Origin of the sequence: Methylomonas koyamae (genome assembly GCF_019669905.1) — a bacterium.
GTDB classification, from domain to species: Bacteria; Pseudomonadota; Gammaproteobacteria; order Methylococcales; family Methylomonadaceae; genus Methylomonas; species Methylomonas koyamae.
In genome coordinates, this window is the sequence record NZ_AP019777.1 from 1649471 (window position 1) to 1676095 (window position 26625).

The window sequence follows — 26625 nt, forward strand, 5'->3', positions numbered from 1 at the left end:
GTTACGCCCGAGATTTGCCTGCCAAAAACCGGAACTCGATCTCGGAGCACAGCGATGACGCGCATTGTCTACTCAGGTAAGGTTTTAAAAATACTGTTGTTCGCCTTCACGGCCGCCGGTGCAGCGGCGCATGGCGGCGAGTTAGCCGAAGACACCGGCGCCTGGCTGCAAATCGTCGGCGAAGGCAGCTTGAAAGCGGTCGATCCGGCGTTGGCAAAGGGCAGGGTCTGGCTGGAAGGCCAATCGCGCTTCGATGGCAACTGGGGCCATTGGTACCAGGGCATGGTACGTTCCGCGGTGGGTTATTCGCTGAGCGACCGGGCCACAATTTGGGCCGGTTACACTTGGCTGCCGACGCAGAACATCGGCAAGCCTTATATCGCGCAACAGGATATTTGGCCGGCGTTCCGCTACATCCTGCCCACCGAAATCGGCACCTTCACCTTCCGCACCATGTGGGAAACCAATTTCCTGCGCGGCGACCAAGTCCGCGAACGGCCGCGGCAGATGGTCAAATTCATGCATCCGTTCGATTTCGAACCGCGGCTGAGCTTCATCGCCTGGGACGAAGCGTTTTACCGGGTCAATAGCACCGACTGGGGCGGTAAATCCGGCTTCGACCAAAACCGGGCCTTCAGCGGTATCGGTTGGAATTTCGACAAAAATGTGCGGGCCGAACTGGGTTATTTAAACCAATACCTCGACGATGCCAACCACCGCGACGCCAAGATGCACCATTTGGGCATGGCGTCGTTGTTCGTCAATTTCTGAACGCTTGGCGGAGGGTGAAGCATTTTTTTCTGTACAGAACTTGAACTTTTTCGGTACGACTCCATCTTAACGAATGCCGTAGCCGTTCCTCCCAGGGGCGGCCGCGGTTTGTTTCTTCCTTAGAACCTCGTGGCTCCTGCCTGGACCGGTACGCATTGCGACTGGTCCTTTTTTTTGTTCGGCGATTGTTATGGCTAAAACTTACCTGCGCTTTCGGGATATTTCCACCAGCGAAAAAATCTTGAATACCGTATTTCTGTTGACGATAGGCCTGGGTTACTTGATGGCGCTGGTCAATTTGTATTACACCCACCAGGGGCGGGACGGCAAACGCGGTTTGTCGATAGACGATATCGTCATCATGTATCACGGTTCGACCACCCAGTCCAGGCTGGGTGCGGCCATCAACGGCATTATGGAGCCGAACTTAAAGTACAAAAGCGACAAGGAAACGATTTTGAAATGGATACAGGACGGTGCCGAACGCCAGGCCTACGAGCAAACCGTGGCGCCTATCCTGAACCGGGATTGTATCCATTGCCATAACCCGGTGGCCAACCCCAGCCTGCCCAACCTGACCGAATACGCCGGCGTAGCCGAAGTTGCCCACAAAGGCGGCGCCTCGGTACCGGCCTTGGTCCGGGTGTCGCACATCCATTTATTCGGCATCGCCTTTATCCTGTTTTTTATCGGTAAAATCTTTTTGCTGTGCGATATGAATATCTACGTCAAACGGGTGGCGCTCGTCATCCCGTTTTTCGCGATGTTGATGGACGTACTGTCCTGGTTCGTCACCAAACACATTTCCGAGTTCGCTTACGTCGTCGTGCTCAGCGGTGCCTTGATGGGTTTGTCGATGGGCGTACAGATCCTGATGAGCGTCTACCAGATGTGGTTTTACCCGAAATCGCCGCTGAAATCTTAGCCGGCGCCGCTTGCATCGCTTTGCCGGCTTCGCCTATGCTGCCGGCTTTTCAACCCGATAAGTATCCGGACCTGAATTTTTAGCCGTCAGAGTTCGAGACCATGCCGCGATGGCCGCCGGCGGACACCCGGTTCGAGGTCCCGGCCAAAGAGTTGAAAGGCGTTTCAGCTATATTTTCGAGTGCTGAGCCAAGCTTATGGCCGTATCGGGGCCGGGGCGGGGACAAAACGCCGCGGTTTACTTATCCATTGCCCAGGAATCGTTATGCACGTCACGTTAGTCCACGTTCACGTCAAACCCGAACACATCGACGACTTCATCGCCGCCACCCGCCTGAACCATCTGGCTTCGGTGCAGGAGGCCGGCAACCGCCGCTTCGACGTACTGCAAGTGCCGGATAATCCTAGCCAGTTTCTGTTGTACGAAGTCTACGCCACGGCCGAAGATGCCGCGGCGCATAAGCAGACCGCGCATTATCTGGCCTGGCGCGACACGGTCGCCGACTGGATGGCGCAGCCGCGCCAGGGCGTACCTTACAAAGCTCTGTTGCCGGAGGCTTGAGCATGCAAAGTTTCAAACCGTTTTACATCGCCCGCCTGCCGCGGATTTTGTTCGGCCGCGGCCGTTTAAACGAAGCTCCGGCTTTGATCGCCGGTTTCGGCCGCAAGGCCTTGTTGGTGACCGGCAAGCAATCGTTTTTCGGCACGCCGCGTTGGCAAAGTTTTATTGATGCGTTGGCCGGGCATGGCGTTGAATGGTGGCATTGCACGGTGTCCGGCGAACCGTCGCCGCAATTGGTCGACGATACGGTCAGCCGATTCCGCAGCGAGAACATCGAAGTCGTCGTTGCCATCGGCGGCGGCAGCGTATTGGACGCGGCCAAGGCCATCGCCGGCTTGCTGTCCAGCGGCGATTCGGTGATGGATTATCTGGAAGGCGTCGGCCGCAACAAAACCTATCGCGGCCCGAGCACGCCGTTCATCGCCGTACCGACCACCGCCGGCACCGGCAGCGAAGCCACCAAAAACTCCGTACTCAGCGTGCAAGGCCCGGACGGCTTCAAAAAATCGTTCCGCGACGAATGCCTGGTGCCGGAATACGCCATCCTCGACCCGGACTTGCTGGCCACTTGCTCGCCGGCATTGATCGCCGCCGACGGCATGGACGCGTTGACCCAATTGCTGGAATCCTACGTCTCGGCCAAGGCCAATCCGTTCACCGATGCGCTGGCCTGGAGCGGCATGGCGGCGGTCAAATCCGGCTTTTTCGCGGCCTGGCGCGGCGTGGAACCGGATGCCGGCGAGGGTAGGGCGGCGATGGCCTACGCGGCGCTGTTGTCCGGCATCACGCTGGCCCAAGTCGGCCTGGGCTCGGTACACGGCCTGGCTTCGCCGCTCGGCGCTTTCTTCCCGATCCCGCACGGCGTGGTCTGCGGCACACTGGTCGCCGCGGCCACCGAAGTCAACATCCGCGCCATGCAAGCCCGCGAGCCGGCCAATCCGGCGCTGGCCAAATACGCCCAGGTTGGCCGCCTGCTAAGCGGCGAAAACGGCCTGGACGACCAACAAGCCCGCGATGCCTTGATCGCGCTGCTGGCCGAATGGAGCGACACCTTGCAACTGGAGCGGCTCGGTGCCTACGGCATCGCCGAATCCGACTTCCCCCACATCGTCGCCAATGCCCGCGGCAGCAGCATGCAAACCAATCCTATCGTGCTGACGGATGCGGAGATTGAGGCGGTTTTGGCGAGGCGGGTTTGATTGGTCTGCCAAACATATCGGTGTGCGATTAGGTTTTTAGCTTCGGCAGAATGAGCTGCTTGTTTAGTGATTGTTGCGAGCGCGCCGCTTATGCAGATACTGTCGCCACCGTAATAGCCAATTTACTTCGGTTCGAACAAACTCAGCAAACGCTAGCTGGCGAAATTCCGTTACATTTGTCAGGTTAATCTGCCCTTGCGGTCAGTAGCGGAGTGGTATGATGTAGGCATAAACTTACAAGATATTGAACGCTTTGGGCCGCAACCCCGCCGCAATTAACCGACTAATGTTCACGATCCGCTTTGCCTCTCACTAGAAACCCCTGTTATTTCCCGAGTTTAGCTTGGCTTGGCCGCTCCTTGTTTTTGAGCGTCTGTTACTTTTTGTTAGGTGCGGCCGGCTTGGAGCTGGCGATTGCTCCCGGTTATGCCTCGGCGGTGTTTCCGGCGGCCGGCGTGGCGTTCGGCGCGGTGTTATGTTCGGGATACCGGATGTTGCCCGGCGTCGGTTTCGGTTCGCTGGCATTGAACTTGTGGGTCGCCGGCCGGCACGGGAGTTTGGACCAAGACGGCGTGTGGGTGGCCGCGGCCATCGGCTCGGGCGCGGTTTTGCAGGCCTTTGCCGCGGCAGCGTTGGTCAAACGCTTTTTAAAAGACGCCTGGCACGTGCTGGATACCGATAAGCATATCCTGTTGCTGTTGTTGTTGGCCGGGCCGCTGAGTTGCCTGGTTTCGGCTTCGGTCGCCAATCTGGCATTGGCCGGATTCGGCGTAATCTCGCGCGGCGAATTACTGTTTAACTGGTGGAACTGGTGGATCGGCGATTCGATCGGCACCTTGCTGTTCGGGCCGATGGCGATGATCGTACTGCAACGTCAAAACCGGCTCCGGCAAGCCCGGATCAAATTTGTGGCGCTACCTGCACTGACGATTACCGCCGGTATTGTCGCCGCCTTCATTTACGTGTCGCATACCGAAACCAACCGGATCAAGCAGGAAATTTCCGCTTACGGCTCCTCTCTGAACATCCGGTTGCAAGCCAAGTTGCTCGCCTACGGCGATTTGGTAGAGTCGATCTCCAACTTGATTTATGCCTATCCGCGTTTGACTTTTGCCGACTTCGAGCGCTTTACCAGGCCCAGTTTTGCCGAACATCCCGATCTGCAGGCCTTGAGCTGGAACCCGGTGGTTCGCTACCGGGATAAAGCCGATTTCGAAGCGGCGATGCGGAACGAATTGCACTTGCCCGACATGCGCATCAGCCAAAGAGACGCGTCGGGAAAGCTGGTTCCGGCCGACGAGCGCGAGACTTATGTCGCCGTGCGCTACATTGCGCCGCTGGACAAGAACCGTTTGGCGCTGGGCTACGATATTGCGTCGGACGAATTGAGGCATGCCGCAATCGCCGAGGCGGTCAAGCGTAACGAACTGACCGCGTCGGCGCCGTTACGCCTGGTACAGGAAAGCGGCGTCAGCAGCGGCGTATTGCTGTTGCATCCGGTTTATGCCGAAGCTGCGCAGGCCGCGGCCGGCCCATTCGGGCCGAAAACTCCCAGCGGCTTTGCCGTCGGCGTGTTTCGGATCGAGGATATGTTGCAGCATCAATTGGCAGCATCGTTGCCTTACGGACTGGCTTTTAGGCTGGAAGACAACGGTGCGCCGGCCGACAACCGGGTGCTGTACCGTTACGGTGCCCCGCCCGAAGCGGATTTGGCCGAATTTAGCTGGAGCGGCGAAATTCCGTTCAACGGCCGGACATGGTTGGCCACTGTTTATCCGATTCGGGAATTCATGGCTGCCAATCGTTCGCTGCTGGCCTGGACCGTGTTGGCGGCCGGTTTGATCTTGGTCAGTTTGTTTCAGGCCTTGTTATTAGCCATCACCGGCCGCAGCGCGGCAATCGAACGCCAGGTCGACAGGCAAACCAAGCAACTGCGTAGCGAAAGCGAAAAAATATCGCGTTATTGCACAACGCCAGCGACGGCATCCATATCCTCAGCGTCGAAGGTAACGTAATAGAAGCCAGCAACTCGTTTTGCGAGATGTTGGGTTATCGGCGGGAAGAAGTTGTCGGTATGAACGTCTGCCACTGGGATGCCGGCTTTGCGAATGCCGACCAGTTGCTTGCCGCGCTGAGGACGCAATTCGAAAATCAGGCCCGGTACCAAATCGAGACCATGCACCGGCGCAAAGACGGTTCCGTTTTTCACGTCGAAGTCAGCGGCTACCCGCTGGAATTGGACGGAAAACTGGTGTTGTTCAATTCGTCCAGAGATATTTCGCAGCGCAAGCAAGCGGACGCCGAATTGCGCATCGCCGCGGTGGCCTTCGAATCGCAGGAGGGCATGGTCGTGACCAATGCCGACGGCGACATCCTGCGGGTCAATCGGGCGTTCTCTGCCATTACCGGTTACGAGGATGCCGAAGTGATAGGCAAAAACTCCCGTCTGCTGAAATCGGGCCGGCAGGGGGCGGAGTTTTACCAGGCGATGTGGACCGCGATTGCCGAAACCGGATCGTGGAGCGGCGAGATCTGGAACCGGCGCAAGTCCGGCGAAGTTTATCCGGAGTTGCTTACGATTACCGCGGTGAAAGACAGCGCCGGCAACCTGACCCATTACGTCGCCGCGCATACCGACATCACCCATAGCAAGGCGGCCGCGGAAAAAATCGAGCGCTTGGCGTTTTACGATCCGTTAACCAGCCTGGCCAACCGCCGCCTGCTGTTGGACCGGCTGAAACAGGCGCTGGTCGCCAGCGCCCGCAGCGGCTTGGGCGGCGCCTTGTTGTTTCTGGATTTGGATAATTTCAAGATTCTGAACGATACGCTGGGCCACGATGTCGGCGATTTATTATTGCTGCAAGTGGCGGAGCGGCTGAAACTTTGCGTTCGGGAAGGCGATACCGTCGCCCGCCTGGGCGGCGACGAATTTGTCGTGATGTTGGAAAATCTGAGTGCGGAGGGGGTCGAAACGGCTGCTGTTGCCGAGCAGGTAGCCAACAAAATCTTGCTTACCCTGAACCAGCCCTACCGGCTCGGCAACCACCAGCACCGCAGTACGCCGAGTATCGGCATCAGCCTGTTCAATCAGGCCGCGCGGGCGCAACAGGCCGAAGAGTTGTTGAAACAGGCCGACATCGCCATGTACCAAGCCAAGAAAACCAGCCGCAATACGCTGTGCTTTTTCGACCCGATGCTGCAGATTGCGATCGAAAAACGCGCCGCGCTGGAGCGTGCCTTGAGCCATGCCGTAGCGGCCGGCCAGCTCGAACTGTATTACCAGATTCAGGTGTTGGCTTCCGGGACGGCGCTCGGCGCCGAGGCTTTGATTCGCTGGCGCCACCCGGAGCAAGGTTTGCTGCTGCCGTCCCAATTCATCCCGATTGCCGAGGAGTCCGATCTGATAACAGAGGTTGGCCGCTGGGTCATCGAAACCGCCTGCGCCCATTTGGCAGTGTGGCAATCGCATCCGCGCACCCGCGAATTGACCTTGTCGATCAATGTCAGTCCGCGCCAGTTCCGACAGCGGGATTTTGTCGACCAGGTTAGGGCGGCTTTACGTCGGCATGATATCCGTCGGCCGGACCTGCTCAAATTGGAACTGACCGAGAGCATGTTGCTGGACGATATCGACGGCATCGTCCCGACCATGGCCGCCTTGAAACAACTGGGCCTGCAAATCTCGTTGGACGATTTCGGTACCGGATATTCTTGCCTGCGTTACTTAAAAAGCCTGCCAATCGACCAATTGAAGATCGACCAATCGTTCGTACGCGATATCGTGACCGACGCCAACGACCGGGCGATTGTCAGGACGGTGCTGGCGATGGCGAGCAGTTTGGAGCTGGATACCATCGCCGAAGGCGTCGAAACCGACGAGCAGTTCGATATGTTGTTGCATAAGAATTGCCGCTGCTTCCAGGGTTATCTGTTCGGCAAACCGGTGCCGTTCGACCGTTTCTTCGAGGCGGTCGTCAATCAAAATACCGCCGCGCTTTGCGCGTCAAGGCTGCCGCAAAACCCGCCGGCGGTGATGTCGTAGCGGTTGGCAGCGACCTGTCTGTCGGGTTCGGGCCGGTTTGTTGATCGCGCAGCTAATCGGCGGCTGCGTTCATTTGGCGTCCAATAAGACCACACCGTTCCAGCGTTCGGGCGGGTTCCGCCGAAACTCCACGGCTTTTTGCAGATAAAACCGGCTGGGGCCGTCGTCGGCGTCAAGCTCCAAGGCGGCTTGTAAGCTCCGGATTGCCTCGGCCCAATCGCCGGCACGAAACGCGGCGAGGCCTTCTGCAAAGCGGCTGTGGACAGCATTCGGTTCGGCGTCGCCGCAGCCGACGATTTCCACCAATTCCACCGGCTCGCTCCGGCCGATCACGCGGAAGCTGCCGACCGGACGGCTGACGATGCCTTCCAGTTCCGCCGCGATGCTTGCCGTCGCTAGAATCCGCGTTCCCAACGGCGTATTAACGCCTTGAATCCGCGATGCGGTATTGACCGTGTCGCCGATAGCGCGGTAATGGCTGGTCCGGCCGGCCTCCAGCCGGCCCAGGGTCAGCTCGCCCTGGTGCAGACCGATTCGAGTCGCCAACGGCGCCAGCGGCGTAGCTTGGTTGAAGGCCTCCACGGCGGCGGCCATGTCCAGCGCCGCCAGACAGGCGAGCTGTTTTTGCTTGGCCGGCGGCAGTTCGCACCAGATCGCCATCATCGCGTCGCCGGTAACGTCGGCAATCATGCCTTGGTGGGAAATCACCGGATGGCCCAGCACCTGGTAATAGGCGTTCAGCAATTGCCACATTTCCCGCGGCGAATGTTGGGCGGCGATTGCCGTGTAACCGGCAATATCGGTAGCCAGGCACAGGCCGCTGACGTCCCGTTCCGGGCGGGTAGGCGGCAAATGCCGCTCCGCGTGCCAAGCGCCGGGCGCTGCCGGTACGAACGTGGCCCATTGCGGAAACACCTGGCGCACGAAGTTTAATAGGCGTTTGCGTTCGCAGATCAGGTCGTAACGCGACCAGGCCAATGCCAGCAGCCATGACAACGGCAGTTGCACCAATAACGGCCCAGCCAGCGGCAGCCACCAGCGCCACGCGGCAAAGGCATAGACGGCAAATCCGGCGTAGCCCGCGGCTACCACGGCGCTGGCCAGCAGGCCGCGGCGTTTGCGCCGGCTGTTCAGCAACCCGGCTACGGCCAGGCCGAACGGGCCGGAGACCGTCCAAAACGGCATTGGAATTTCGATAAATGCGGCTTGGCTCAGGTTGGCGAATTGGGTCGCCATGATCTCGACCCCGGCCATTTTGCCGGTGCGCGAGTCGGAGAACGGCGTCGGGAAAAAATCGGTTTTACCCGGCGAAAATTGGCGGTTGGCGCGGCCGACGAACACGACTTTGTCGCGTAGATCGCCGATTTTGCCGGAGTAGACGTCGGCGTAAGACTCCATGCACAGCGTTTTCGGCGGGCCGTAATAATTTAGGTAGCGGCTGTCGCCGTCGCATAGCAGTTTGTCGAAATCGGCGCCCAGGCCGGTCGGCGCCGGGCGATCTTCGGCGGCCAGGCAGTCCCGGCGCCGCTCGGTCAGCCAGGCGGAGCCGGATTGGCCGCTGTCGGCGAAAGCGGCGGCCGCTTGCCGGGTGTAAGTCCAGGCCAATACCGGCAGGCTGGGCGCGTCGGCCAGGGCGTCGAAGAAGGTCCAGACTTCGCGCACCTTGCTGTCTTCGGCATCGTTGGCCAGATAAAACGGTGCGCTGTCCAACGCCGCGGCGGCAATCTCAGGCGTCGCCCGGATTTGGCGCATCGCCACCAATTGCTCAGGCAATTCCGCGTCGGCGTTGCCTTCCAGGGCAACGGCGGTTTGTTTGTTGGTTTCCGAGCATTCTTCGCGGCCGAAAAAATCGGCTGCGCCGCGGCGGAATTTCTGCACGCACTCGCCGATCAGCACATTGCCAGCTGCCCGCATTGCAGCCGCTAACGCCGGATCGACCGCCGGGTTGGCGGCGATGAATTGCAGATCGAAAACGACCAGCTTTACCCCTTGCCGCTGCAATTGCTGAATCAGGTGGGCATGGAAGGCGCGCCAGCGCGTCAAGTCCTGGCCGACGCCGAGCTGGTTCTCCGACGCTTCGTCCATCGCAACGATGACCACATGCTCCGGCGCCGGCAGCGGTCCGCGCAGGCGGAATAGGGCGTCTTGGCTGGGGAGTTCCAGGTCGGTAGCGGTAGACACGGCGCCGGCTATCGAACCGGCAATTGCAGCGATTATTACTGGCCGGATAAGGCGTTGGAGCATCGCGATGGTGGTTTTGCTTCGGGGGTGTCGGTAGCTGGGGGGCGCATTTTTACACGAATGTTTTAGCGTGTCCGCGCGGAGAACGGATGCACAACCAATTATTCCCCGACCGGTAAATAGAATGCGGAGTCAAAACCGAAGTTATTAGAAACTGATCTGCGTCGGCCAGGGAAACTATATTGCAATTATTTATTTTTTTGTGTACCCACTTGGACAGTTAGGTAGGGTTTGAGGAATAGTCCAACACGACTCTGTTCCAACCTTGACTTCGCCGCCAACAGTGGTGGACGTGGTAGTCAAACAACACGTTGTGCTTCCCACTTTACGGCTTAGCGTGGAGGTGTAAACCTCTTGGGTTACGAATTCGTCTTTAAAAATTTTGCATTGGTTTTCACCGGGTTCCGCTGTGCAAGGCACCGGTTTGACCGATTCACCGGTACTCGGATTTTTATATTCATTTAGCGTGACGACGTTTAAGGCTTTTGGGGTAAATATAAACGTCGCTACGCCAATAATTAGCGCTACGCTTAATAGCTTGAACGACTCGTTTTGTCGAGTCCAAGCAGCACAAATCTTTCTAATAATTTCCATTATTGTGTCCCCTGTTATTTTAATGATTGAATTTTTTTCTAGTTGAATGCAATTGTAATTTGGCTATACAAATACCTCCCGGGTTGAAAGGTCGGCATAATTGGATTGTTGACCCCATTTTGAAAGTAAAATTCCTGATAATTGAATTTTTCGTCGAATAGGTTTTTTACCCCTATCGATACGATGCCCCAGCGTTTTGGTAAACGATAGCCGAATTGTGCATCAATCGTCCAGAAGTCGTCCGTACCTTCTCGTATTGTAGATTGGAAACCCTTTATCGCTAAGCCGGTTTGTTTATCGATGGTTTGATGAACGTTGGTTGCGGTGATTTTTGTGAAAATACCATTCGGTGCAAAATAATTAATACTCAACGGCATTCTCAGGGTCTTGATCGATCCGGGTGTCAGATCTGTGGTGTCGAACAGCTCGCGGTTTACAGTTTCGTAATTGATATCGAAATTGATGGAAAACTGGTCGTTTAGAGCCCAATAAATGTAACCGTGATCGCGGTGCTCGCGTTGCCGTTTTTTGATCAATTCTCCGGTTGGAACTTGCAGGTTACGCCACGAGACCTCTGCGCCAATAAACAAGTTTTTAGTCAGTTGATGGTCAATGCCGACTCCGTATCTCTCAGACATTGAGCCCGTGATATCGTCGAAAAATTGGTTAAAGCCCGCTATCTGAGTGGGCTCGATGGTTTGATCGGATATTAGGGGCCGTTTTACATTGGTGAAGTAGGCCGCGCGTAAGGCACTTTGCTCCGCATAATTCCACTTCAAGCCGACTTTCGGGTTTATTTTGTTGACGGTGCCGAGGGAGCGGCTATCCATCGAATCAAAGCTGACGCCTAGTGTTGTAGGTAAATATTTCAACCAATTAATATTGGAATAGATATAAGAGTTGATAAAATTTCCACCTCGGTCTGAGTTTGAGGTATCGCAGATGCAAGGCAATTCGAAGCCGAAAATTGAAGCCTTATTAACTTCATCGATATTCAGATTTTCATCTTGACCGAGATAGCTAAGTCCCAAGACATAATTTGAATATTTTGTTCGTTTTAGGTACTGAGATTCGAGGTGGAAAGCTTCCGTAGTTACTCGATTTGTTCGGCTCTTATCCTGCAAAAAACCGAATTCATCGGTAAAAATGTGACGCGAATTCTGATTGATTTCCCTTTTTAAATGGCTCAATGATGTCAAGAAATCGCTATCTGCATCGATTTCGTAATGCAGTCCAGCTCTAGCGCTAGTTGTGCGATTAGTTTGTCGCAAAGCCTCATCGACATCGGCTGCAAAAAATTGTGAGGATATATCGCCCGATTCGGTCTTGTTGTCACGGAATTCGAATTGAATGTTGGTCGAGGGTGTTAAAGCAAATTGGGCGAAAGCGGTGTAAAGGTTGGTTTCGATATCGTTGTTTTCCCGGAAACCGTCGGTTGAATAGTGAAACTGGCCGAGGCTGTAAGAAAACCGGTCCCAAATGCCGGAATGTATCGCTTCGTTGCCCCAGGTATTGTTCCCACCTGCAATTGCCGAGAGCTGCAAGGCCAAGCGGTTACGAGTGTATAGCGGGTTAAACTCGTTAAACGATTGTGTCGTTGGTCCCAAGCCTTCGAGTACCAAAGGGTTACTGGTTAACAAACCGGGTTGGATAGGCGTCATGTTGGCCGGTTGCAATAATTGAGATTGCAGCAACTCGCTGACACGGGTGATTTCATGGCGCGGTACTGCAGCGTAGTTATCGGCCAGCAGACGATGTGCCGAGAAGTTGCTCGGGTCTTCGCTTACAGAGCGCCATCCTTGAACCAAGCCCATCCACTGAAAACCCAGATCGTTGTATATGCGGCCCAAGCTAGCACTTTTAGCGGCTAGATCTTGGTCCAGCAACAGTTTCGAGCGGTATACGGCTCGGTTATCGTTCAATTGCATGGCGTCTTGCATATCCGCCAACGCCTCGACCGGCCGGTTGGTGGTTTGTTTGCGGATGGCGTCGTAGAAATACGGGGTCGGATCGTTCGGGTCTCGTTCCTTGGCCAGTTCGAGTTGGTCGGCAGCCAGCCGGTCGCGGCGTTCCTCGTAATAGGCTTTGCCTAAGTAGCTGCGGATCAACGAGTTTTCCGGGTCCAGCACCGCGGCGATTTCCAATTCCCGCCGGCCCTGTTCCAGGTCGCCGCCGCGGATTTTCGCCAGCCCCAGGCCCAGCCGCGCTAGCGGCGAGCTGGAATCCAGACGGATTGCGGTTTCGAAACTGCGGCGGGCTCGGTCGATTTCGGTATCGAACAGTTGCGAGAAACCGGCTACGGTCTGCGTGCGTTCCAGGTTCGGATCGAGTTGAAATGCCTTGGCGGCGGCATCGCGGCTTTCGTTGCGCCGGCCCAGCGCCAGTCTCAATTCGGCCAGCCGCGCCCATACCAGCGCGTCCTGCGGCGCCAACGCGGCGGCTCGTTCCGCCGATGCCAGAGCTTGTTCCAAATCGAACTGGCCTTGTTGGACGTAGGACAGGGCCGAATGGGCTGCGGCCGAACGGTTATCGGCGGCAACGGCTTGCTTGGCTAGCGCATCGGCTTCGGCTTTGCGGTTTTGGCTCAGCGCCAGAATCGATTGCAAGGCCAAGGCGTCGGCATCGCCCGGGTTGGCGGCCAGCAGCGCCTGGATATCCTGTAGCGCGGTTTCGGTTTGGCCTACGCTAAGGCGCATTGCGCCGCGGATTTTAAGATACTGCAGGGATTGCCGCTCCGGCGGCAGGGCGGCCAAGGCGGTCAACGCCAGATCGGTGCGGCCGCGGCGGAATTCCGCAATAGCCGCACGCAAGTCGGGATCGGCGGCTTGGGCCGGTTCCGGATAATTCAGCAAGGGCGGGTAGTACAAGGCCCAACTCACCGCGTCGCGCGGCTTGATGTCGATTTGCGCCCGCGGAGCTTGGCCGAGCAGGGTCTGTCCCGATTCGCCGGGCTGCAGGCGCAGTTCGCCGTAGGCATTGAAAAAACGCACGCCGCCTTCGTAGACCCACAACGAGGCGCTGGCGGCATCGGCTTGCAGCGCAAATTCGGTACCTTCCGGACCGGCGTTCGCCACCGGCGTCGTAATCTGCAATTGCTTTGGCGTGCGGCTGATGAAGTGGACGAAGCCTTTGACCAGATCCAGCAGCGTCGGGTCTTGCTGGCCGATTTTATTCAGCGACAACACGGAGCCGCCGCTCAGGCGCAAGGTAATGCCGCTAGGCAACAATAACGTGGCGCGGCTGTCCGCTTCGACCCGGATGCGGCTGCCCTCGCAAAGCGCTTGGCTCAATTGCGCCACATGCCAGCGGCCGTGGCCGTCGGGGTCGAAATACAGGCTGCCTTGCAGCGAGACTAAAGTGGCCGATGCCGTTTGGCTGCATGCCGCTGCTGCGTCCGTCTCCGCTGAACACAGTTGCGAAAATAAAAACATGAGCCAAATCACAAGACAACGCATTACTTCTCCAGGGTGGCGTTTTCTTTGCAATATAGTCGAAGTGGTCACATTAGCAAGGTAATAATTAACTTGCGAGGACTATGGTTGTTTGCTTTTGGCGCGGTTTTTGGCCGCACATCGGCGCGTCGGATCGGCGGCTCGGTCGCTTACCAGGATGCCGGTGGAGTGTGCAGAATGCGCAGGGTTTTGTCGTCGACGCTGACGTAGCCGCCCTTGGTCAATTCCTTCATTACCTTGTTGATCATCTCCCGCGACGAACCGACCATGGTCGCCAGTTCCTGCTGGGTTGGCCGGTTGTGGATTACGTAGATGTCGCCTTCTTTGTCGGCCATGTCTTGCAGAATTTTGATGGTGCGTTCGTAGACGTTGGATAGCGCCATCTGTTTGACTTTCTCGGTCAAGGCGCGGACTTTTTCCGCCAACACGCCCAATAGCTCGATGGCGGCATCCGGGTATTGTTTCAGCCAGTGGATGAAGTCGGCCTTGCCAATCACGCCGCAAACCGTCTTGTCCATGGCTTCGACGCCGGCGGAACGCGGTTCGTTGCTGAGCAGGGCCAATTCGCCGAAGTAGGAGCCGGCTTCCTGGATCAACAAGGTCACCTCTTTGTCCTTGTCGTTACTGCTGAATACGCGGACTTTGCCGGCCAGCACGATGTACATCGAACTGGTATCGTCGCCCTCGGAAATAATCAGGGCTTTTTTGGCAAATTTAACGACCTTGGCGCGCGAGGCCAACGCGGCGAGCGCTTCGTCCGGCATGCCGGCCAGAAACGGGATTTTACTGAGACAGGCGAGAACTTCCGATTGCATGGTTGATGAACGCTATTTTCTAATTATTGCCGGCGGCGCCATAGCGGTTGGTTTGCAGCCAAACGGCTTGGCCTGCGCATCGGCTGGCGGGTTACCTGGTGCCGGCGGGTTTGCCGACGGCCGCCCGGAAATCCGCCGCCCTACAACATCGGGCCGGTTCGGGCGCTCGTCGCCTGAGCGGCTTTCCAGTGCGGTGTTACCGCAAATCCGTTCTGTTCAACCGGATCGCCGGTAACTCAAACCGGAGCCAATGCGCGTACTGCTGTGAAGTATTTCACATATCCCCAGCGAATCAAGTCGCCGTCGGCATTTTTTTATACCTTTAAAATAGCGGCAGAGCCGCCGTTTGTCGGGAAAAACGCGGTTGGCGGCCGGGAGACTGAGTCCGGCCGTACATGCGATTCTGCAATTGAAAGTGGGATAGAAGAGAGAAGTGTCCTTAAATCGGCCGCAACTGCGCTATAGCCAGCCGCCGCCCAGCGCTTTGTAAAGCGCGACCATCGCGCTGATTTGTTTTTGCTTGGTTTCGATCAGTTCTTTCTTGGCTTCCAACGCGTCGCGTTGGGTCAACAACACCTCCAAATAGTCCGCTCGCGCCGAGATAAACAACTGGTTGGCAACTTCGATCGATTTCACCAGCGCATCCACCTGCTGCCGTTTTAGCTGGTAGTTTTTGTCCAGGTTATCGATGTTGGACATTTGATTGGCGACTTCGGCGTAAGCGTTGATGATGCTTTGCTCGTATTCGTAGGCCGCCTGTACTTGCTTGGCGTTGGCGTTTTTGTATTCGGCGGTGATCGCGTTTTTGTTGACCAGCGGCGCCGCCAGTTCACCGGCCACCATCGCCGCCAACGATTCCGGCGTGTTGATCAGGTATTTCAACGCAAACGCCTGAAAGCCGAGGCCGGCCTTGATGCCGAACGACGGGTAGAAATTGGCCCTGGCGACGTCGATGTTCAGATCGGCGGCCTTTAATTCCAGTTCGGCCTTGCGAATGTCGGGCCGATTTTGCAATAACTCCGACGGCACGCCGGCGCTCAAGACCTTGGGCTTGATGTCCATGAAACCGGCCGATGCGCGCGCTATCGGTTGCGGCGTTCTGCCGAGCAGCGTATTGATCCGATTCTCGACCACGGTAATCTGCTGCTCGATTTCGTATTGCCGGGCCTGGTTTTTTGCGACCTCGGCTTCGTAACGCTTGACTGCCAGTGCCGTGGTTCTGGCGAAGGTTTGCAACTGCCTGACCACCTGCAAGCCGTTTTGCTGTAGCGCGATGTTTTGCCGCAAGTTTTCCAGCTGGTTGTCCAAGGCGATCAATTCGTAATAGGCATGCGCGACCTCTGCGACCAGATTGGTCAACAGAAAATTACGGCCTTCGCCGGATGCCATGTATTCGTAGACGGCCACTTGAGTCGCGTTCCTGAGCTTTTTCCAAATGTCGATTTCCCAAGTCGAGAACAAGCCGAACTGGTAATCGCCGAGAAAGGCCGGAAACGGTTGGCCCTTGGCGATATTCAGATTGTCCTCGACCGCGCCGTTGCGGGTGTATTGCGCCGTCTTCTCGCCGCCGGCCGCGGCGCCGAGTTTGACGAAGGGCAGGTATTCCCCCTTGCGCGCCTGGATTTCATTTTCGGCGATGCTGATCCGTTGCGCCATGATGTTGATTTCCTTGTTATTGGCGACGGCGGTATCGATCAAGCTGCGCAGTTGCGGATCGTCGAAGAAGTCCTGCCATTTCACGTTCGCGGAACTGGTCTGCTCGTTTACGCCGGGCTTGAATTGCTCGGGCAACTGCGTATCCGCGGTTTTTTTGGTCATATCCGGAATACCGCAGGCTTGCAACATAGCCATCGCCAAAGCCGTTACCAGCAAAACATGGGTTTTATTCGTCAGCATCTTGGGTACCGTAATGATAGGTTTCGGTGAATGGATTGACGTCTTCGTCCTTGATCATGCGTTTGCCTTCGATCAGTTTGGCGAAGATGTAATACAGGCCTGGAATTAGCACGACGCCGAACACGGTGCCGAACAGCATGCCGCCCAACGCGGAGGTGCCGATGGTACGGTTGCCGACCGCCCCGGCGCCGGTAGCGAAAGCCAGCGGCACCAGGCCGGCGATGAAGGCGAACGAGGTCATCAGAATCGGCCGGAACCGGGCCTTGGCGGCTTCGATGGCCGCTTCTCGCACCGACATGCCTTGCTCCTGTTTTTGTACCGCGTATTCGACGATCAACACCGCGTTCTTACCGAGCAAGCCGACCAACATCACCAAACCGACTTGGGAATAGACGTCGTTGGCCAAGCCCATGGTCTTTAGCAGTAAAAACGAGCCGAAGATGCCGGCCGGCAACGAACAGATCACCACCAGTGGCAAGACAAAGCTTTCGTACTGCGCCGCCAACACCAGGTACACAAACACCAGGACCACGGCGAAAATCACCAGCGCTTCGTTTCCGCGCGCCGCTTCGTCGAAGGACAAGCCTTCCCAGGCCACATCGAATCCCTGCGGTAAAGTCGTCTTGGCCACTTCCTTGATGGCGTTGATGGCATCGCCGCTGGTGTAACCGGGCGCCGGTTCGGCGCGGATCGCCGCCGAGTTGTACAGGTTGTAGCGGGTCAGCTCGTTCGGACCTTGCTGCGGTTGCACGGTCATAAAAGCCGAGTAGGGCACCATTTCGCCGGCGTCGTTTTTGACGTAGTAATTCAATACGTCGGTCGGGAAGCGGCGAAACTCCGGCAAGGCTTGCACGTAGACTTTGAAAAAGTTATTGAAGCGGATGAAGCCTTGTTCGTAGGTACTGCCGATCATGATGTCCAGGTTTTCCATGGCCTTGTCGATATTCACGCCTTTTTGCATCGCCAATTTGTTGTCTATTTTCAACTCGTATTGCGGGTAGTTGGCAGCGTAAAAGGTGAACAAGCCGGTCAATTCCGGGCGTTTACGCAAGGCGGCCATGAACTCCTGATTCAGTTTGTCGAACTGGAAATAATCGGTGCCGGTGGTCTTATCCAATAGCCTGAACGCCAGACCGGAGGCGGCGCCGTAGCCAGGCACGGCCGGCGGTTGGAAGAATTCGATCACCGCACCGAAATCGTGGGTTTTTTCCTCTAATTGGCGAATCACGTCCTCCACCGAGACCTTGCGCTGGGTCCAATCCTTTAGATTGATGATGCAGGTGCCGGCGTTGGAGCCGCGGCCCTCAGTCAATACCTCGTAGCCGGCCAACGACGACACCGACTGCACGCCGTCGATTTTTTCGGCGACTTCTTCCAGTTGCCGCGCCACTTTATTGGTGACTTCGATAGTCGAACCGGGCGGAGTTTGGATAATCGCGTAGATCATGCCTTGGTCTTCGCCAGGGATGAATCCGGCCGGCAAGGTTTTATCGACGGTGAAGATCCCGAAACTGAATGCCGCCAACACTGCAACCGTAACGATGCGGCGAGTTACCACGACATCCAGTAACTTGACGTAGCGCCCGGTCACTTTTTCGAACAAGTAGTTGAAACCGTCGATAAACAATGCAATCGGCGTTCTACGTTTCGGTTGGCCGTGAGTGTTTTTCAAGATCATCGCGCACAACACCGGCGCCAACGACAAGGCGACGACGGCGGAGATAATGATGGACGAGGCCATCGCAATCGAAAACTGCCGGTAAAACACCCCGACCGGGCCGTTCATAAAGGCGATAGGTACGAATACCGACACCATGACCAACGTGATAGCGACGATGGCTCCGCCGATTTCGCCCAATACTTGCCGGGAGGCGGCATAGGGGCTGAGATGTTCGGCTTCCATTTTGGCGTGTACCGCCTCGACCACGACGATGGCATCGTCAACGACGACGCCAATCGCCAACACCAACGCGAATAGCGTGATCAAGTTGATCGACAAACCGAAGGCCGACATCACCGCGAACGAGCCGATCAGCGACACCGGCACCGCCAGAATCGGAATCAAGGTCGAGCGCCAATCGCCGAGGAACAGGAACACGACCAGGGTGACCAGCACGAAGGCTTCGCCCAAGGTGTGCAACACTTTGTGAATCGAGGCTTCGACGAAACGCGAGACGTCGTAGTTGATCTCGTAATCCATGCCTTCCGGGAAGGACTTTTTTAATTCCTCCAACTTGGCTTTGACGTCTTCGATGACTTTGGTGGCATTGGTGCCGTAGTTTTGCTTGAGGACGATGGACGCGGACGGGAAGGAGTCCTTGTCCGAATAAATGTTGTAAAACTCGCTGTCCAGATCGACCTTGGCGATGTCCTTCAAGCGCAGGATTTCGCCTTCCGAGTTGGCGCGGATGATGATGTCGGCGTATTGCTCCGGCGTGTTGTACCAGCCCTGGTAAATCAACACATATTCCTTGGATTGCGCCGCCATGCCGGTGCTTTGGCCGATGCGGCCGGGGCGGCCGATGATGCTTTGCTTGGCGATGGCGTCCATCACTTCTTCGGTCGAGACGCTATAGGCGCGCATCCGGTCCGGGTTCAACCAAATCCGCATCGCATACTGGCGGGCGCCGAGGATTTGCGCCTGGGCGATACCGTAGATGCGCTGGATTTCCGGTATCACGTTGACGTAGGCGTAATTGAACAAGAATTTCTGGTCGGCGTTTTTATCCTTGCTGTACAGGTTGACGTACATCAGCATGCTGGGCTGGACGAAGTTGACCACCACGCCTTCCAGTCGTACCAGATTCGGCAGCCGGCTCATCACCTGATCGACCCGGGTCTTGACGTTGACCATCGCGATATTCGGATCGACGCCGAGTTCGAACAAGACCTGGATCGTCGCTTCGCCGGCGCTGGTGGCGTCGGAGACGATGTATTTCATGCCCGGCACGCCGTTGATGGCCCGTTCGATGGTAATCAGCGACGATTTGACCAACACGTCGGCGCTGGAGCCAGGGAAGGACAAGGAAATGGTGACGCGCGGCGGGGCGATATCGGGAAACTGAGAAACTGGCAACGTGCGGATTGCCAAAAAGCCCATGAACAGGAAACTGAGCGACAACACGATCGCCATGACCGGTCTTTTGATAAAGATGCTAAACATAATAAGTCCCTGGCTGAAGCGTTACTCGGTATATAACTGCAAATCGGCGAAAGCTTTTTCCGGCGGCAATAAATTGATTTCCACCGTATCGCCGGCATGGACTTTTCGTAATCCCTCGAGTAAGACTTTTTCGCCGTCTTTTAAACCGTCCTTGATAATGAATAAATGCGGTAATTCGGCTTCGATGTTAATTAGCCTTTGTTCCAGTTTGCCGGAGTCGTTGACGACGTAAACGTAGGTTTTATCCAGAATTTCGAATGTGGCTTTTTGCGGAATCAATAGCGCATTTTTATATGGCTTTTTCATCAATATCGTGCCGGTTTCGCCGTGGCGAAGCAATTTGTCCGGGTTAGCGAAGGTGGCGCGGAATTCGATATTGCCGGCAGTATTATCGAAATCGGCTTCTATGGTTTCGATCACGCCGTCCTGGTTGTAAGTTTTGCCATTAGCCATTCTTAATTGAACTTTGGTTATGGCCGCGTCGTTGTTATGGGTTTTGAAATCCAGATATTCGGCCTCCGGCACGTTGAAATACACCCACAATTTACTGATGTCGGACAAGGTGGTTAGTAGCGCGCCGTCTTCGACCAAACTGCCGTTACGGACATTTAAATGGTCCATGATGCCTTCGAACGGGGCGTTGATATTGGTAAATCCCAAATGGGTTTCGGCCAGTTTTACCTCGGCGTTAGCCTTGTCCAGCTTAGCTTTGGCCAGGGCCAGTTCGTTGGGCGAAACGATTTTCTGGTCGGCCAAACCTTTGGTGTTCAGATATTCGATATTCATGTTATTGGCTTCGGCCTGAGCTTTTAATAACTCGGCTTGGTAGATATTGGGCATGATCTTGAACATCGGCTGGCCTTGGCGAATTAATTGGCCTTCGTCGACAAAGATATTCTGCACATAACCCCGTTCCAGCGCGCGCACTTCGATATGGCGGAAGGCGTGAATCTGGCACACGTATTCCTTGGTAACGGCAGTATCTTCCCGAATCGGTGTCGTTGCTTCCAGTTTCGGCTTTTCGTCGTGAGATTCGGTATCCGCCGGTTGGCAAGCGGTTAGCAGAATCGCAATCAAGCTTAGCAAGACACGAGTTTTATTTATCATGACAGTGATCTCACGGATAATTTTGGTAAAAACTTAATTAAAAAATATTCGGTATTGGTATCGGAGTTTTATTAACGGCAATACCAAGACTAAAATCGGAAAAATCAGAGTTTTGATGACCGAAATACTCTATAGCGGTAGATATTCGAATCACGATGCGGGTAATACCTGTATTACGAACACTGGCGCTATCCGCGACCAACGGCTTATTCCCGCTTTGGTTTAGTACTGAGCAAGCTTGGTGCCAGTTTTTTGTTGTTATTAATCAATGGTTTGAAATGTGATGTATGGGCGGTGGGTAAAATTACCCAATTGCGCCTGCTTTTCCGGGGAATATTCCCCGATGCTTGGTAAAGCGAAGTAGGGGAGGCGGGGATAAGGACTTGTCGGCGCCGTCTACGGTGGTTTGGATTCTGCTGGCGAACTCCAGCTTGGAAGCTCGACAATCCGGCTTATGGTCAACCGGGACGCGGCTTTCATGGGTTTAGGCAGGCCATGACAGGCCGGTATTTAAGACTTTTGGCTGCTGCATTGGCATGGAAATCGCTCCTCGGCAATAGGGCCGAATCGACACTGCAGCGAGAGGCCCCGATTCCCGTGAGCCAGTCAAAGGAGCTAGCGATGAAAAATCACATCCACAACCTTGCGAAATACACCGCGTTGATACTGATCTCGGCATTGCCGCTTTCGATAGAAGCCGCGGCCGATCCGAACCAAACTGTTAAACCGGCAGGTATAGCCAGCAATTTCGACGGCGAAGCGACCGAACCGCCGTCGGTGGAAGAAAAGGAGGAATAGCCGGCCGCAAACTCGAAAAAAACCATTGTTCGAGCCAGCCCTGGCTCGAACGTCAATTAGCGATCGCGGCGCCGAACATCGGTGTTTGCCGGGCTGCCGAAGCGGCGGTCTGGTTACCAAATTCGTCCGTGTGGCCAAACAATGGCCAAGCTTGGTTGTTACCGGCGCGACATTAATCGGTTAACCAGTGCCACGATGCCGACTTTCTTGCAACCTAATTCCGCTTGACCTTCCAACCGTGTGAAGCTTTAGCTTATTCTCCCCGGATGCCGGCCGAGTTGCGGCGGCTATCCATGACTAAAATTCGCATAATTTAAAGGAGGTTGAAATGGAATCGCATGCAATAGCCAAGCAGAAAACCGCAAGTGCCTATAACGCCGCGGCTGAACTGTTCGATCACCCGGCCAATACGTTTTGGAGCCGGTTCGGCAACAACACCGTCGAGCGTCTGGGGTTAACGACAGGCGACAAGGTATTGGACGTTTGCGCCGGTGCCGGTGCTTCAGCCTTGCCGGCGGCGCGAAAGGTCGGCCAGGCCGGCCGGGTGGTTGCCGTCGATTTGGCGGAAAAACTATTGGCAATAGCGCAAGCAAAGGCCGCGGCCGAAGGTCTGGATAACCTGGAATTTCGGGCCGATGACATGCTTGCTTTGGGCTATCCCGACGGTTATTTCGATGCGGTGGTTTGCGTGTTCGGGATTTTTTTCGTTCCCGACATGAGCGCCGCGGTCAAGGAACTGTGGCGGCAAGTCCGGCCGGGCGGGCGTTTGGCAATCACGACCTGGGGCCCCGATTTATTCGAACCCGCCAACAGCGCGCTTTGGCAAGCCATTCGCAACGAACGGCCCGAACTTTACAAAGACTTCAATCCTTGGGATCGGATATCCACCCCGGAAGGATTGTCGGCGATGCTGTATGAAGCCGGTTTAACCGATGTGGACATCGTTGCCGAAGACGCCACCCATGCGCTGTCCGGACCCGAGGATTGGTGGGTATTGGCGATGGGCAGTGGCTATCGGGGGACGTTGGAGCAGTTGAATGGCGAACAGTTACGGAAGGTCAAACACGCCAATCTTCAGCATTTGGCAAGCCGCTCGGTCGACGAGATTTCGGCAAATGTGATTTATGCCGTGGCGGATAAACCGCTGGCAGATAGCGCCGGTTACACCAGTATTGGATAGCGGGCGATGAACATCAGCCAAGCAGCGAAAATGACCGGCGTCTCCGCCAAAATGATTCGCCACTACGAAAGTATCGGGCTGATCAAAAAATGCCAGCGTAGCGCGTCGGGTTACCGCGTTTACCGAGACAGCGATTTGCAGTTGTTGCGGATGATCAAACGCGCCCGCAGCCTGGGATTTTCGTTAGACCAAATCCGCGATCTGGTTTTGCTTTGGCAAAATCCGGTTCGGGCCAGCGCCAACGTCAAAGCGCTGGCTCAATCCCATCTCGACGATTTGAACCGGCGCATTGCCGAACTAACCGAAATGCGCGACGTTCTGGTCAGGTTGGCACACCGCTGCAGCGGCGACGATAGCCCGGAATGCCCGATTATCGACACATTAGTGCTGGGCCAGCAGCCGACGTAAAGCCTGACTGTTCGACGAATTCGATTTCACGCAACGAAATGAGCGAATAATTCACTGTTGCGAAGGGGGCGCTAACCGGGGATTGGCTATTTTCGATAGCCAAGGCAGGGGCTTTTTACTGAGCTGAGGGGGCTTTGACCCATTGCAGTCTGTCGCCCTATCTGATTCAATGACCGAAATATGTTCAATAACCATAAATACTCAACACGGTCATGTGTTTTGAAAACTTATCATGTTAAAACGAACTATTCTTGCTATCGGGTTATTCTTTTTACTTTCGACTCAACTAGTCTTTGCTCAGGAACTAGTGGAAGTGAAAATTTATCGAGATCAACTCACTGAATTACATGCAAAAGTTAGGGCGATAACACCTAGGATTGAGCAGCAAGTTCGTAAGGGCGCAATTGATCAAGCTACGTTTGATCTTAGAAAAGAAATATTCTCTCTTCAGAAGTTATCTCAAGGTATATCAGAGGAAGCTCAAAGGGCGAATCTCAAGCGCCAAGAATCATGGCAAGATGTATCCAAAGATTTAATATTAATTACACAGGCGAGCGAGCTATTGAACTTTGTTCTAAACGCACTGGATAGCTATGTCTCAACTCGGGACAAAATTTTTCTTGGAATAGCAAAAGATAGTGAAAAACTCCAAGAATCAATCGAAAGGCTAATTTGATCAACGCGTTTATGAGGAATGATTCTCATGTCTAGTGCCGAAGCTGTTGATTTGAACGACTGGTTCAGTAAATGGGACATTGAAGCAATTCCGGACCTTGATGACAAAGTCAAAGAGTGCGAATTTTTCTTCGACGCACTCTCCACAGAAACCGACCGAAATAAGTTCCGGTGGTTGGTTTCCGCGTTCCTGAATGCGGCATATAGTTTCTTTGAGTCAACTGCACTCACAGCCTACTACCGGTTTACTGACACTGAAAGCGGGGAGCTTTATGAAGATCAAAAGGGGCTTGAAATCTTAAAAAAGCACGTAAAGGTATTTCAAAAGCCTAGCGATCCGATGTTTGTAACAACCGCAGGGTTAACTCCACTAACCAAGCAACTCTATGAGTTTCGCAAGAAAAGTACCCATCACTTTCCGCTCTCGATAATGGCCACTGGTACTACATTGCCCGAGGACTTCCATTTTGGGAGTATGCAGGATCAAGGTGTTCCCGTTATGCCACTTTGCCGTGACTCACTTGCATTAATTCGAGCCATTTATACTGAGATAAATGATTAACTAAAAAATAACCAAAAACTATTAGACAGATTTCTGTTTTATTACTGACATATATTGAAAAATTTGAACGTCGCAAAATGACCGATCCGAGATTAACTAATCCTATCTCTCACTGCCAATATTCCACGACATCGCCAACAGTATCACTCCGAACAGCCCTGTAGGCCGGAATAAGCGACAGCGTTTCCGGCAGGGCTTTAATCGCCAGAAACGCTGTCGCTTATTCTGGCCTACGCATCGGGTTTATTGGATAGCCGATCATACGCAACGGCTAATTTTCAGAGCCTACATTTCGGTTATCCGACAAACCAAAGCCTTCACCGCTTGCTTCCGGCTTGTAGCCATTGGTGGGAGCGTACCCTAACCACTGGATTCGGCCGATTCCAAACTAACTGCCTCTCTCATTTTCGCCGCGCCACGAAATCGCCAACAACATCAAACCGAACAACAGCAAAATCGGCCAGGAATAAGGCGCCAGCAGGAACAGGCCGATTACCGAGCATGCCAAAACCGCGAAAAACATCAGCATGCCGGCGCCGAATAGGGCGATGACCGCCAGCACGCCGACCACGGCGACGACCGCGAGCAGGAGCGGAAGCGCGGCTAGACGGAATAAGGGCTCGGCGACCGGTTGGCCGTCGATCAGCAAGCTGACGCGGCCGACTTCGGGATGGAAAAAATACACCAGACCGGCAAACAAACCGCCGAGCAGTATGATTTTGGTGAGCAGATGGCGCTTGTGCGGTTGCGGCATGGTTTGTCCCTCCGGTTAGGGTAGCTCTTCGATAAAGCCGTCTTCGTAGAATTTGAATTTAACCGGCCGGCCATTGATTTCGCCGACCACGTTGTAAAAATGCAGGTCCACCGATTCGGTTTCGGTGACTTTGATGCCCGGATAACGCGCTTCGATGGTCTGCATCTGCGGATAACTGAGGGCGAAATAGGGGACTTCCTTGCTTAATTTCATCAATTTGCCGTTGGCGGCGACTACGATATCCCAAGTCATCAGCTCCTGATTATTCTCGGTTTTGTCGGCCTCGATCTCGAACCGGAGCAGGTTGTTGTCGCTGATGCGGTTGATTTTGCTGATCTGCGGCCGGTCCAGAATTTCCAGCACCGTTTTTTGTACCGGCTCCGGCAATTGCTCGAACGGAATCGGGCTGGATTCGGCCGCCAGGCAAGCGGCCGAGTAGCACAAGGCCGCCAACGCGACGGCGAAATAATGTCTGTTTTGCATTTGCGTTCTCCTGTGTCGAAACGGGCTGGGCGACGATGGTTGGTGTTGTCCATGAAATCTCCATGCCACATTTGATTGCCGAGCGCGATGCCGCAGCCCGAAGCAGGCAGATGGATGATCGGAGGTTGGCATAAATATCGCTGGTTGGCGTCGGAAACAATCCGCCAATCCAGGAGAAACCGTCATGAGAACGCGCCCGAACCAGTCCGAACCAGCCCTGATCAAGGGCTTAAGAACCCTGCGCCTGGACTTTTACATTTTTGCGGTACTGATTTTCCTGTCGATTTTAGGTGTCGGCATAGCCGATGCCTTCGAAACGCCGGCGCATTGGTATTGGATCGCGATGGTTCCGGTCTATTTTGCCGCCTGTTTTTTCCTGGAATGGCAAGCCATCCGCCACAGCGGTAAAGCCTTGCGCGATATTCTGCTTTGGCAAACCCAGCATTGGTTGGGCGTGCTGGCGGCGTTTTTTCTGGCTTTCAAACTCCGCGAAATCGGCAGTCTGGACAATCAGGCGACCGGTTTGATCTTGTTGTTATTGTTGGCTTTGGGGACTTTTCTGGCCGGCATTACCACCGGCTGGTTGTTCCGCTTGCTGGGCATCTTTCTCGGCTTCAATTTGATTATGGTGGCTTACATGGAGCACTACGTTGCGGTACTGATCGCTTCGGCCGCGGCGATGCTGGTGTTGTACCACTATCTGGCGAAAAGCCCGGATCGGGCCGTTGCCGAACGCGTGGCCGACGATTCGGAGGAATGACCTTCGTCTTTGCAGTGATTGCAACACGGCAGTTTGCTGGTGAATATCAACCAATGTTGGCGGTAATTTTCCCCACTCGGCTGAAGATGGGAGCGTCCGGTCGGTATCGGGCCGCCGGGAATTGCCAAGCATAGTCTGCGGCGGCAGTGGGGCTGGTAAGCGGCACCAATCTTGCCTGACGAATCCGTATGATTAAACCGGCTGTTCCAATTGTGGGTATTCCGTTCGGGCCTGTCGAA

The 26625-nt window shown here is 55.2% G+C and carries 20 protein-coding genes; 12 read left to right on the top strand and 8 right to left on the bottom strand.

The window, feature by feature from the left end; genetic code table 11:
* The first annotated feature begins 54 nt into the window (after nt 1–54).
* The 6 genes from MKFW12EY_RS07910 (at nt 55) to MKFW12EY_RS07935 (ending at nt 7498) form a co-directional block, all read left to right on the top strand.
* On the top strand, nt 55–771 hold the full coding sequence (locus MKFW12EY_RS07910; RefSeq protein ID WP_221054311.1) for a DUF2490 domain-containing protein: 717 nt from the start codon (nt 55–57) through the stop codon (nt 769–771).
* A gap of 190 nt (nt 772–961) precedes the next feature.
* Nucleotides 962–1696: a hypothetical protein gene (locus MKFW12EY_RS07915; protein WP_054761158.1), complete on the top strand. Its 735-nt coding sequence runs from the start codon at nt 962–964 to the stop codon at nt 1694–1696.
* A gap of 264 nt (nt 1697–1960) precedes the next feature.
* Complete coding sequence (locus MKFW12EY_RS07920; protein ID WP_221054312.1) at nt 1961–2257, top strand: antibiotic biosynthesis monooxygenase; 297 nt, start codon at nt 1961–1963, stop codon at nt 2255–2257.
* Between the two features lie 2 nt (nt 2258–2259).
* The gene (locus MKFW12EY_RS07925) at nt 2260–3456 is read left to right on the top strand and encodes an iron-containing alcohol dehydrogenase (protein ID WP_221054313.1); all 1197 of its coding nucleotides are present in this window, start codon (nt 2260–2262) and stop codon (nt 3454–3456) included.
* 365 nt (nt 3457–3821) lie between these two features.
* A complete protein-coding gene (locus tag MKFW12EY_RS07930) occupies nt 3822–5471 on the top strand; it encodes a CHASE domain-containing protein (RefSeq protein ID WP_221054314.1) in 1650 nt (549 codons plus the stop codon).
* Nucleotides 5420–7498, top strand: coding sequence for a sensor domain-containing protein (locus MKFW12EY_RS07935; protein ID WP_221054315.1), 2079 nt, complete (start codon nt 5420–5422; stop codon nt 7496–7498). The genes MKFW12EY_RS07930 and MKFW12EY_RS07935 overlap by 52 nt, the downstream gene beginning before the upstream one ends.
* Before the next feature lie 69 nt (nt 7499–7567).
* On the opposite strand, the gene MKFW12EY_RS07940 is transcribed toward MKFW12EY_RS07935, so the two are convergent.
* The 6 genes from MKFW12EY_RS07940 to MKFW12EY_RS07965 all read right to left on the bottom strand — a co-directional run bounded on the left by MKFW12EY_RS07940 (nt 7568) and on the right by MKFW12EY_RS07965 (nt 20766).
* Nucleotides 7568–9679 carry a CHASE2 domain-containing protein gene (locus MKFW12EY_RS07940; RefSeq protein ID WP_245006463.1) on the bottom strand — a complete coding sequence of 704 codons (2112 nt, stop codon included), beginning with the start codon at nt 9677–9679 and terminating at the stop codon, nt 7568–7570.
* A gap of 692 nt (nt 9680–10371) precedes the next feature.
* Nucleotides 10372–13764 (bottom strand): FecR domain-containing protein, encoded by a 3393-nt coding sequence (locus MKFW12EY_RS07945; protein ID WP_221054317.1) that lies wholly within the window; start codon nt 13762–13764, stop codon nt 10372–10374.
* 170 nt (nt 13765–13934) lie between these two features.
* On the bottom strand, nt 13935–14600 hold the full coding sequence (locus MKFW12EY_RS07950; protein WP_054760267.1) for a Crp/Fnr family transcriptional regulator: 666 nt from the start codon (nt 14598–14600) through the stop codon (nt 13935–13937).
* A 459-nt stretch (nt 14601–15059) separates the two neighbouring features.
* A complete protein-coding gene (locus tag MKFW12EY_RS07955) occupies nt 15060–16496 on the bottom strand; it encodes a TolC family protein (protein WP_054760268.1) in 1437 nt (478 codons plus the stop codon).
* Nucleotides 16483–19659, bottom strand: a complete 3177-nt coding sequence (locus MKFW12EY_RS07960; protein WP_221054318.1) for an efflux RND transporter permease subunit — start codon at nt 19657–19659, stop codon at nt 16483–16485. Before MKFW12EY_RS07960 ends, MKFW12EY_RS07955 begins: the two co-directional genes overlap by 14 nt.
* A 21-nt stretch (nt 19660–19680) precedes the next feature.
* Nucleotides 19681–20766, bottom strand: coding sequence for an efflux RND transporter periplasmic adaptor subunit (locus MKFW12EY_RS07965; RefSeq protein WP_221054319.1), 1086 nt, complete (start codon nt 20764–20766; stop codon nt 19681–19683).
* Nucleotides 20767–21387: 621 nt separating this feature from the next.
* Between MKFW12EY_RS07965 and MKFW12EY_RS07970 the strand changes: the two genes are divergently transcribed.
* The 5 genes from MKFW12EY_RS07970 to MKFW12EY_RS07990 all read left to right on the top strand — a co-directional run bounded on the left by MKFW12EY_RS07970 (nt 21388) and on the right by MKFW12EY_RS07990 (nt 24389).
* Nucleotides 21388–21564, top strand: coding sequence for a hypothetical protein (locus MKFW12EY_RS07970; protein ID WP_157198193.1), 177 nt, complete (start codon nt 21388–21390; stop codon nt 21562–21564).
* A 328-nt stretch (nt 21565–21892) separates the two neighbouring features.
* Nucleotides 21893–22744, top strand: coding sequence for a class I SAM-dependent methyltransferase (locus tag MKFW12EY_RS07975; protein ID WP_221054320.1), 852 nt, complete (start codon nt 21893–21895; stop codon nt 22742–22744).
* 6 nt (nt 22745–22750) lie between these two features.
* A complete protein-coding gene (cueR, locus tag MKFW12EY_RS07980; protein WP_054760270.1) occupies nt 22751–23152 on the top strand; it encodes a Cu(I)-responsive transcriptional regulator in 402 nt (133 codons plus the stop codon).
* A gap of 232 nt (nt 23153–23384) precedes the next feature.
* Nucleotides 23385–23828: a hypothetical protein gene (locus MKFW12EY_RS07985; protein ID WP_054760272.1), complete on the top strand. Its 444-nt coding sequence runs from the start codon at nt 23385–23387 to the stop codon at nt 23826–23828.
* 27 nt (nt 23829–23855) lie between these two features.
* Nucleotides 23856–24389 (top strand): hypothetical protein, encoded by a 534-nt coding sequence (locus MKFW12EY_RS07990; protein ID WP_157199263.1) that lies wholly within the window; start codon nt 23856–23858, stop codon nt 24387–24389.
* Nucleotides 24390–24777: 388 nt separating this feature from the next.
* Here MKFW12EY_RS07990 and MKFW12EY_RS07995 read toward each other — a convergent pair whose 3' ends face one another.
* A complete protein-coding gene (locus MKFW12EY_RS07995; RefSeq protein ID WP_054760276.1) occupies nt 24778–25143 on the bottom strand; it encodes a hypothetical protein in 366 nt (121 codons plus the stop codon).
* Nucleotides 25144–25158: 15 nt separating this feature from the next.
* Entirely contained in the window at nt 25159–25626 is a 468-nt protein-coding gene (locus tag MKFW12EY_RS08000; RefSeq protein WP_054760278.1) for a hypothetical protein, read from the bottom strand.
* 184 nt (nt 25627–25810) lie between these two features.
* Between MKFW12EY_RS08000 and MKFW12EY_RS08005 the strand changes: the two genes are divergently transcribed.
* On the top strand, nt 25811–26386 hold the full coding sequence (locus tag MKFW12EY_RS08005; RefSeq protein WP_221054321.1) for a hypothetical protein: 576 nt from the start codon (nt 25811–25813) through the stop codon (nt 26384–26386).
* The last annotated feature ends 239 nt before the right edge of the window (nt 26387–26625 follow it).